This is a genomic window from Curvibacter soli (genome assembly GCF_029211125.1).
Classification (GTDB): domain Bacteria; phylum Pseudomonadota; class Gammaproteobacteria; order Burkholderiales; family Burkholderiaceae_C; genus Curvibacter_A; species Curvibacter_A soli.
On record NZ_JARGEN010000075.1, the window covers coordinates 1 to 4689 of the forward strand.

Below are 4689 nucleotides of genomic sequence, written 5' to 3' on the forward strand. Positions count from 1 at the left end.
GAAAGCATGGAAACTCAATGCGTGACAGGCACTTGCTCGAATTTTGGGGATTCAACTGCCGGAAATAGGTTCATGCAGATTTGCCGGAAGGACACCAGCGTATCGCCGATGAGGCAACGCTGCGGCACGAGGTCGATGCCAATGTTCGTGAACGCAACGCCAAGGCCGTCCCCGTCAAGTGGAAATTCTCTACCCAGGATGCCAGGCGTAAGCTCACTCGCATTTATCATCGAGTTTCAACGTGACTGACTACTAGGTTGAATCCAGTCCGGCGGCCTAAAACCGGACTGAGTAATTACCGGCGGCCATCGTATTCCCTGTTTGGATCCGGCTCTGCCGGCTTGGGTTCATGAGCATCTACCGCCTTCGATGACGGCCGCGCAGGCCACCAGCGCGTCGATCTCGGAGCCCGCCATGCCCAGCTCGGCCGACAGGATCTGCCGCGTGTGCTCGCCCCGCATCGGCGGCGGCCGCCACGGGGCCTCGATGCCGCCGTAGCGCACCGGGTTGCGGATGCCCGGCAGCGTGCCCAGCACTGCATGCTCCCATCGGCTCACCAACTGGTTGGCGGCGACCTGCCCGTGCGCCAGCAGCGCCGCGTAGTCGTTGATGGGCGCGCACACCAGGTCATATCGCCGCGACAGCGCCAGCACCTCGGCCTGGGTGCGCTGCGCGAAGAACGGGACGAGGATGTCCTGCAGCTGCGCGCGGTGCTCCAGGCGCGCCTGCGCGGTGGCGAAGCGCGGGTCGTCCGCCAGCGCCTCCTGTCCGATCGCGGCGCAAAACTTGCGCCACAGCGGCTGGGTGGCCACGAGGGTGACGTATCCATCGCGCACCTCGTAGGTGCCCGAGGGCACGATCATCGGGTGCTGGCGGCCGCTGCGTTGCGGGACGATGCCAGTGAGTGCAAATTCCATGATCGGCGGCGCTTGGAAGGCCACCAGCGCATCGAGCAGACTGACGTTAACGCGCTGCCCGCGCCCCGTGCCGGCCAGGGTCAGCAGCGCGGCCAGCACTCCTTGGCACAGGTAGCTGCCGGCAAGCATGTCCGAGACCATATTGCCCATGCGCAGCGGCGGCCCGTCGCCATCGCCGTTGATGCTCATGAGGCCGCCGAATGCCTGCATGGTCGAGTCGGTAGCGGGCGCACCGGCCAGTGGGCCGTCTTCGCCGAAGCCGTAGATGCTGGCGTAGACGAGCCGCGGGTTAGCCGCAGCCAGCGCGTCGTAGCCTAGGCCGAACCTCTCCATCACGCCAGGGCGGAAGTTCTGCACCACGATGTCGCTGCGCGCCGCGAGCCGCGCCGCGACGGCGCGGCCTGCAGGGTGCTTCAGGTCCAGGCAGATGCTGCGCTTGTTGCGGTTGAGGCTCAGGTGCGCGCTGCTTTCGCCGGGCGCTACCTGGTGGCCCACGCCACGCGCCCAGTCGCCATCGGGCGGCTCCACCTTGATCACGTCCGCGCCAAGATCGGCCAGCAGCATGGCGCACGACGGACCGGCCACGCCCTGGCTGAAGTCGATCAGGCGGCGGCCCGCCAGCGGCCCCGGGCCACGCTCATTCGGGCTGAATCTGTGCATCCTTGACCTTCGTTCCCCACACGATGAGCTACTGATCCAAGAATGTGCGCAGTTCGTCGGCCGTGCAGGTCTGCGTCTCGACGCCCGCCTGGCGCAGCCAGTCGCAGAAGCCGGGATCGGTGGTAATGCGGGCCAGTGCGGCGCTCAGTCGATGAGCCACGATGGCCCAGGGCATGGCGATCGGACCGAAGACGGCGCCCCAGGCCGTCAGATCGAATCCTTGCAGACCCGTCTCTTCGGCGATGGTGGGAGGTTGGGGCAGAAAGGTGCTGCGCGCCGGGCTGGACACCGCGAGGGCCTTGAGCCTGTCGGCCTGCATATGCGGCAGGGCGTTGGCGATGATGTCCACGATGCCCTGCGTCTCGGCCGCGCCAGTGAGTGCGTTGAGTATGGCGGGGCGGTTCATCGTCAGCGTGACGACGCCCTCGTCCTGCTCATAAAGAATGAATGCATTGGTCATGCGATGCCCTCCCCGGCATCGCCGGTGCGCATCAGGAGCCGGTAAGAGCCTTCCATGACGGTTTCCTGGCGCTGGTTGGTCACGCGGATGGCGATGTCGATTACGCCGCGCCCAGGCTTGGAGGACAGTCGCTTGGATGCCACGCGGGAATGGGTATGCAGGGTGTCGCCGATGACGGCCGGCCGCAGGAAGCGCGACTCGCCAAAGCCCAGCGCGGCGATGGTGTAGGGCCCGATCAGCTCCTCCATCATCCCAGCCGCGAACGCCTGGATCAGCAGGCCGGGGACGATACGCTGCCCGAACGGGCTGTGCTCGCGGCAGTACGCTGCGTCGATGAAGATGGGCAGCTTCAGGCCCGCTAAGCAGGTGAACTGCACGATGTCCGTCTCCGTCACCGTGCGGCCGTAGCTGACGAAAGTTTCGTCCAGGCGAATCTGCGCGAATGTCTGGTGCTTCATGGCCGCGCTCATTCGATCTGGATACGCGCGGCCTGGATGACTCGCTTCCACTTCGCGTAGTCGCCCTCAATCTTGCGGCGCAGCGCCTGCGGGCCACCATCGCCGGGCACGAAGCCCAGCCCGTCGAAGCGCGTGCGCACCTCTGGCACCTGCAGTGACTTGGCCACGGCGGCGGCAATGGCGTCGCGGGCGGCCTGCGGCGTGCCGGCAGGCACGGCGATGCCAGTCCACACGCTGAAGTCGAACCCCGGCACGCCCGACTCAGCGATGGTCGGCACCTCCGGCAGGCTGGCGTAGCGCTTGGGCACCGAGATGCCAAGCGCCTTGAGTCGGCCGCTGCGGATGTGCTGCACCACCGGCCCGAAGGAGCTGAAGATCATGTCCACCTGCCCGCCCAGCACGTCCGTCACGCCCTGGGCTTGGCCCTTGTACGGGACGTGCAGGATGTTGGTCTGGGTTTCGTATTTGAACAGCTCGGCCGCCAGGTGCGACGTGGCACCAGTGCCCGAGGAGGCGATGGTCATCTGGCCGGGGCGGGCGCGGGCCGCGTCAATCAGTTCCTGGATGCTGTTCACGGGCAGGCCCGGCCGCACCACCAGCACCATGGGGATGGTGGCGATTAGGGCCACTGGCTCGAAATCCTTGAGCGGGTCGTAGCCGAGCCTGCGCACGTGCGGCAGGATGGTGAACGGCGGGTCGTGCGCCAGCACCCAGGTGCATCCATCGGGCGCGGCGTGCGCGGCCGCCGCCGTGCCCACTGTGCCGCTGGCAGCGCCCTGGTTGTCGATGACGACGGGCTGGCCCAGGGTGGCCGCGAGGTGGTCGGAGATGGTGCGCGCGCTGATGTCGGTGGCCGCGCCCGGCGCGAACGGCACGATGAGCCGGATGGGGTGCTCGGGCTTCCAGCCGGCTTGCGCGCGTGCGGCCTGCCACGGTTGCAGGGCGCATAGAACCGCAGCCAGCGCGGTGCGTCTCTTGAAGTGTTTCACGGCATGTCTCCAGTGATGTTTGCGGCCAGTATTGGCCGCGACACTCATTAGTACAATGGCTTTTCTTTTATCAATTGTTCGGTTTACCTAATCAATGAAAGTCACGCTGCGGCAGATCGAGGGCTTCCTGGCGGTGGCCGACACCCTGTCGTTCTCGCGCGGGGCACAGAAGCTGCACGTCACGCAATCGGCTTTCTCGCAGCTGATCCGCGAGGTGGAGGCGGCGCTGGACGTGCGGCTGTTCGACCGCACCACGCGGAAGGTCGTGCTGACCGAAGCCGGCCGCTCGCTGCTGCTCAAGATGCGCAGCGGCCTCATGGCCATTGAGGAGGCGTGCTTGGACGCGCAGGCGATCAGCCGACTGGAGAAGGGTCACGCGTCAGTGGGCGCGCTGCCCTCGCTGGCCTGTGGCTACGTGGCGCAGGCGCTGGGCGATCTGCGGCGCATGCACCCCGGCGTGAGCGTGAGCCTGCACGAGGCACAGAACCCAGACCTGGTGGAGATGGTGCTGAAAGGTCAGGTGGAGCTGTCGGTCTGCGCCCAGGTGCCCGCGCCGCAGCAGTTGGTGTTCGAAGGGATCTTCACTGAGGAACTGGTGGCGCTGGTGCCTATGGACCACCCGCTGGCAGGCAAGGCGCGGCAGACCTGGAGGAAACTGGCGCGCGTGCCGCTCATCCTCATGTCACACCAATCCAGCACCCGCCGAACGATCGCCGAGGCGCTGCTCGAAAGCGGCCTGCCCGACAAGCCCGCCCATGAGGTGGCCAGCCTGCACACGGCCGTGGGCATGGTCCGCGCCGGCATGGGCGCGGCCATCATGCCGCTCACGGCGCTGATGGAGGTGAACCTCGACGGGTTGGCCACCTGCCGGCTGAGCAGTCCCGTGCCGCTGCGTCGGATCGCCCTCTGTCGCCGCCGCGACCGCGTGGCGTCCGCCGCAGCGCTGGAAGTGTCGAACTTGGTGAGGATGCGGGTGCAGCAGTCCCTGCAGCAGGGCAGGCATCCTGCCGTCGCAGACGACGGGGTGAGGATCACAGCCCGATAGGCATCCAGCGCCTGCCTAGCCCTGCCCTTTACCTTAAACCTGAATCCGTGAGTTCAACCACATTTTTTCTTGATTTCTCTTTGTAAATCAACAGCTTACGTGTAAAATGGCGCTTAACCCTGCAGGTGAGCGCGCCATGACCGATTTCATTATCAAGAAG

The 4689-nt window shown here is 66.2% G+C and carries 5 protein-coding genes; 1 reads left to right on the top strand and 4 read right to left on the bottom strand.

Annotated features, from left to right (window positions below; genetic code table 11):
• Positions 1–347 precede the first annotated feature (347 nt).
• The 4 genes from PY257_RS15270 to PY257_RS15285 are packed head-to-tail and all read right to left on the bottom strand — an operon-like array spanning position 348 to position 3484.
• Entirely contained in the window at positions 348–1577 is a 1230-nt protein-coding gene (locus tag PY257_RS15270) for a CaiB/BaiF CoA transferase family protein (protein WP_275743384.1), read from the bottom strand.
• A 28-nt stretch (positions 1578–1605) separates the two neighbouring features.
• Positions 1606–2037, bottom strand: a complete 432-nt coding sequence (locus PY257_RS15275; RefSeq protein ID WP_275743386.1) for a tripartite tricarboxylate transporter substrate-binding protein — start codon at positions 2035–2037, stop codon at positions 1606–1608.
• Entirely contained in the window at positions 2034–2495 is a 462-nt protein-coding gene (locus tag PY257_RS15280) for a MaoC family dehydratase (RefSeq protein ID WP_275743389.1), read from the bottom strand. The genes PY257_RS15275 and PY257_RS15280 overlap by 4 nt, the downstream gene beginning before the upstream one ends.
• An 8-nt stretch (positions 2496–2503) precedes the next feature.
• The gene (locus tag PY257_RS15285; protein WP_275743391.1) at positions 2504–3484 is read right to left on the bottom strand and encodes a Bug family tripartite tricarboxylate transporter substrate binding protein; all 981 of its coding nucleotides are present in this window, start codon (positions 3482–3484) and stop codon (positions 2504–2506) included.
• A gap of 94 nt (positions 3485–3578) precedes the next feature.
• On the opposite strand from PY257_RS15285, the gene PY257_RS15290 reads away from it, so the two are divergent.
• Positions 3579–4529 carry a LysR family transcriptional regulator gene (locus PY257_RS15290; RefSeq protein ID WP_275743393.1) on the top strand — a complete coding sequence of 317 codons (951 nt, stop codon included), beginning with the start codon at positions 3579–3581 and terminating at the stop codon, positions 4527–4529.
• Positions 4530–4689: the final 160 nt, after the last annotated feature.